2 protein-coding genes and 1 pseudogene are annotated in these 4,927 nt (G+C 42.7%); all 3 read right to left on the bottom strand.

Features of this window, described 5'->3' with window-relative positions; translation table 11 throughout:
- Nucleotides 1-3,621 (bottom strand): cadherin-like domain-containing protein (locus OGY19_RS02375; protein ID WP_286596216.1); only part of this gene is annotated, 3,621 nt, incomplete at its 3' end.
- A gap of 42 nt (nt 3,622-3,663) precedes the next feature.
- Nucleotides 3,664-4,527: an OmpA family protein gene (locus OGY19_RS02370; protein ID WP_080828409.1), complete on the bottom strand. Its 864-nt coding sequence runs from the start codon at nt 4,525-4,527 to the stop codon at nt 3,664-3,666.
- Between the two features lie 262 nt (nt 4,528-4,789).
- A pseudogene (locus OGY19_RS02365) lies at nt 4,790-4,927 on the bottom strand (IS5/IS1182 family transposase); the annotation flags it as partial.

The raw sequence follows: 4,927 nt of genomic DNA, 5'->3' as shown, positions 1-4,927 counted from the left end.
CACAGCAGTTGGAACATCATCAATCACTTGTACAACCAGACTACCTGTTGTGGTTACCCCTCCTGCATCTGTGACACTCAGTGGAATGCCACTCAGAAGTAAACCATCATTTCCAACAGCGCTATGTGTCTGGGCATTGTTCAAAGTATAGGTATAACTCAAACTACCTGAAGTTGGGATACCACCTACACTGCTATTTGCCGTAAAACCATTTAGAACGATGGTTCCACCAGCGACGTTGATCGCTGCCGATGGGTTGCTGCTACTCAGTGATTGTAATTGTGAAAGGCTAAAGGTCTGTCCGCCTATGTTAATACTGCTTAAGCCATCTCCTGCATTGATCTGAATCGTTCCACTGGCAGATTCGCTCGCTGCACTTGCATTGCTACCTGTACTTAGACCACTTTCATACACTGTAATCTGACCACCAACATTGTTTCCGTTCTCATCGTTCGGTGTAATGCTTGGTACGCCATCAGTATGTCCGTTAATGGTGATGGTTAATGTTGTGGTACTCCAGTCCCCATCTGCATCTTTAATGGTGTAGCTAAATGTTTCTGTGAGCTTGCCTCCATCTTTTAATGCATTCACGGTTGCGTTATTTGGGTCAACGGTATAGCTGTAACTACCCTCGCTATTGAGTATCAGTGTGCCGTAGTCACCTGCAAGTCCTGTTCCACCAACATTACCTGTTTGTTCTGTTGTTGAGCTTCCTTTGCTGACTCCTGTCACTTGTGTTGCATCTGCACCTAAACGGTCAGCAACATCTGTGCTGTTGCTACTGCCACCTGTGATCACGTTTCCTTCAAGTGCTGCACCGTCTTCTGTCACTGTGCCTGTGTCAGCTTTGGCTTCTGGGGCGGTATCTGTGATGAGAATAACCAGATTCGTCGCTGCTGAGCTTTCATTGGCATTGTCTGTCACTACAATTGGGAAAGTATCGCTTACGCTAGTATCACCACCGCTGTGGTCTTTGCTGCTGTCACTTTGTTGGTAGCTATAACTGACTTTGCCTGTTACTGGATCATAGTCGGTAAGGGTCAGTGTTCCCTCTGTACCTGCGATTGTTTTTGGTGTGGTCGGGGATAGATCCAAGAGTTCGCTGGTCAGAATGGTCGTGCCACCAATCGTGATAGATTTCAGTCCATCTGCTGCGTTGACGGTAAACTCGCCTTGTACTGGGGTCGTTGCATTTTCGGCAATGCTGTTCGCACCAAGCGCTGATCCATTATGATCAGTGATAACCACGTTAGGTGCGCCATCGGTATGTCCATTAATGGTGATGGTAATGGTCGCTGTCGATTTATCTCCATCTCCATCGGTAATGGTGTAGCTAAATACGTCTTGGAGGCTTTGGTTATCTTTAAGGGCATTTACATCCGTATTGTTATTATTTAATTGGTAGGTGTAACTACCGTCAGCACGGAGAATTAATGTTCCGTATTCTCCATTCACTGCTGTATTCAATGCGCCATTTGCTACGTGTTCACCTGACGCAACTGTTCCAGCCTGTACTCCACTGACGTTAGCTTTGTCTGCGCCTTGGGTATCAGCTGTATCTCCACTAGATACGCCTCCTGTCAGTACGTTGCCACTTACCGGGTTAGGGACGCTGTCTTCTGTAATGCTATTCGTGTCAGGCTTCGCAACAGGTGCGTCATCTATAATATTAATAACCAGATCACCCGAAGCTGTTTTATCGCCATCGATATCTGTCACTTCCACTGCAAATGTTGCATTGGCATTATCACCTGACGTATTCGCAGGAAGTGTGTAGCTATAGTGGATAGTGCCTGTACCAGTTGCCGAATTGTATTCATAGCGTGCAGTTAAACCATCCGAGAATGTTTGATCTGCTGTCGTTAGGGTATGTCCACCTAACTTCACTGCATCTTGAGAAGCCAAACCATCTGGAGAGGTAAAAGCAATTGTACCGCTTGTTGTTTCCTTATCAGTAGATGCTTTAGAGCCACCATTATTCAAACCTGATTCATAGACTTTGGTACTCTCTCCATAGCTCGAAGGAAGCGTAACAAGAGGCGCACTATTGCCAATGACTAATGTCAAGTTAGCTGTTGAGCTATCCCCATCACCGTCAACCAATGTATAAGTAAATACCTCATTTACACCGCCCGGCGTACCTTCATGACGCTCGTAACTATATTCACCTGTGGTCTTATTGAGTATTAGAGTACCATACTGCCCTTCGATCGTCAGCGTTGTGCCATCATCTGTTACCACGTTAGCAGATACATTATCACTAACCACTGTGGAGATGCTCACTCCATCGGCACTAATTTTGTCTGCACCTGTAGCCCCACTACTCGTACCAACACCCGTCAGTACATTTCCAGTTTCAGGGGTAAATTGATTAGCAGCCACATTATCGATGTCGTTTTTGGCAAGTGGTGCATCATCAATAATGCTAATGACTAGACTGCCACTGCTCACAATATTACTTTGATCTGTCACAGATATACCGACTTCTTCCAGAAAGTTATCGGTGTGTGATGCATCGTTGGTAACAGGTTGATCTAGTTCATATTCATAAGTAATGGTGCCACCCGTAGATACGCCATTAAATTCCTGACCATTTGGCGTATAGTCAGTAATGATGATCTTGCCATGAGGCGTGTTGATAATAATCGGTGTAGTTGAGGCATTTTCCAGATCTGTTAGCAAAATATTGGTATCACCAACCGTAACAGACTTTACGCCATCACCAGCCCCAATCGTAATACTACCCGTTTCTTTATTTGAACCCGATGTATCAGTTAAACCCTGTTCATATACAGTAACATGCCCCTGTTCAATTAATGTATCAGTAGTATTGTTCGGATTTTCACTGCCGCCATTTTCATCTTTTATGCTAATCGAAGGATTTGCATCAGGTGTAATGGTGATTACCAATTCCGCTGAAGCGGTTCCACCCTGGCCATCACTAATTGTATAAGTAACTGTTGGAACGGTGCCATTCCAGTTAGTCGCAGGGACAAAGTGATAAGTTCCATCGGCATTGAGCGTTAGCTCGCCAATTTTATCAATTGTAACGGTTTGGCCTGCATTATAGCTTTTACCCTCCACAACAAATTGAGTAACTGTGATTGCGTTTCCATCAGGATCACGATCATTAGTTAAAACATTGCCATTAACTGGGGTATCTTCAACACCTGTAATTTCATCCTTAACGGCGATTGGCCATGCGTTTTTATCCCCTCCACCGCCACTTCCTGCGGCTGCAATGATGCCACCAATAACAGCACCACCACCAATAATCCATGGCAGTAAAGACCCACCTGCCGCACTAGCAGGTAATAAGACCTCAAGCCCAGGTATTCCCTTAAAACCAGAAACACCATCAAACCAGTATAAGATACAACCATCTTCTTCAAAAACCAGATCAGAATCAACTTTGTCATATACGACAAAGAAGTTTTCGATAAGGACAGTTTCACCATTATTTAACTTTAAAATCAGGTTATTGCCATCACGTAAAAACTCTGCTACATCATTACGATGCATTTTGGTATGGACAATTGATGCTTCTGTTAAAGTGATATGTTGCGTGTTGATAGATACTTTATTTAAAGAATCTTTTTCTACTACAATAAAATTTGTCATGTTCTGTGTGGCCTATATTCGTTGAAACTTTTAAATGCTGAATTACTTGGTAATGCCCGTAATTTGTACCGTCACGCGACGATCGGGCTGTAAACATGCTTTTAGTGCTTCACGAGATTTAACCGTAGGACAGCCGTCCGTGACTGGTTGATTCTTCCCTGCACTTGCCACCGAGATAATATTTGCGGATACGCCATTTTGAACAAGCAGACTACGTACAGTTTCAGCACGATTCTGACCAAGTTTTTGGTTATAAGTTTCGCTTCCTAGACGATCCGTATGACCGACCAATATGATCTTACTGACAGAAACAAAACCTGTTGAAATTTTTGATGCTACGTCCTGAACTTCCTGACGGCCTTTAGGCAATAAATCATTTAAAGATGAACCATCAAATTTAAATAATGTATCGGCTGCCAAATCAATTGTTTCAGTATGCTCAACAGGAGCAACGACAGGCTTTTGAGCTGCTGGCTGTTGTCTACAAGCCAAAGGATGACCATTATTTGAAATAAAAGGTACACCAGCAGCATCTACAGAAAGAATAAAGTTACGATCTTTTAATTGATCTGGCCGCAAGTCGACATCGCAACTCTGACAATTTTTTTCGCCGCTACAATTTTTAACTTTGAAATTATAAACTTCTGGTTTTAAATAATACTTTGCCGTATTATTGATATAGAATTTACCTGATTCAATACTGTCAATATAGAAATGAATTGGGCAACTCTGTTCATCTCTTGTATCCCCTGCGCATAATTTAGCATCTCTGTTGACATTGATCTCCTGATTATAACCTTGCTTATTATTTTGAAACCGTAAAGCAGAAGGCTTTGAGTAAGGATCAGATACACAAGAGGCTACCACCAATGAAATTACAGTAGTTAAAAGCGATAATTTCCACATAAATAACCCTTGATAGACTTAATGTATTATTAGATTATATGACACATTTAGGCGAATTTCAACTTTTTAAGTCTTTGAAATAAAAAGGACATAACCCAATTTAATTTTCGACTAAGGAAGGTGCGAATAAGCGGGGAAATTCTTCTCGGCTGACTCAGTCATTTCATTTTTCCTGTTTGAGCCGTTTTTTTCTCCCGTAAATGCCTTGAATGAGAGCCTATTTAGACCGTTTCTTCGCCATTTAAGGCGTTATTCCCAGTTTTTAGTGAGATCTCTCCCACTGACGTATCATTTGGTCCACCCTAAACAGGTTGGCCAGGGTGAATAACATCGCCAGTTGGTTATCGTTTTTCAGCAACCCCTTGTATCTGGCTTTCACGAAGCCGAACTGTCGCTTGAT

The sequence above is a fragment of the Citrobacter sp. Cy070 genome (assembly GCF_030332245.1).
Classification (GTDB): domain Bacteria; phylum Pseudomonadota; class Gammaproteobacteria; order Enterobacterales; family Enterobacteriaceae; genus Citrobacter; species Citrobacter youngae.
Note: the sequence above shows the minus strand (reverse complement) of the source record. Positions and strands in the feature narration are given on the sequence as shown.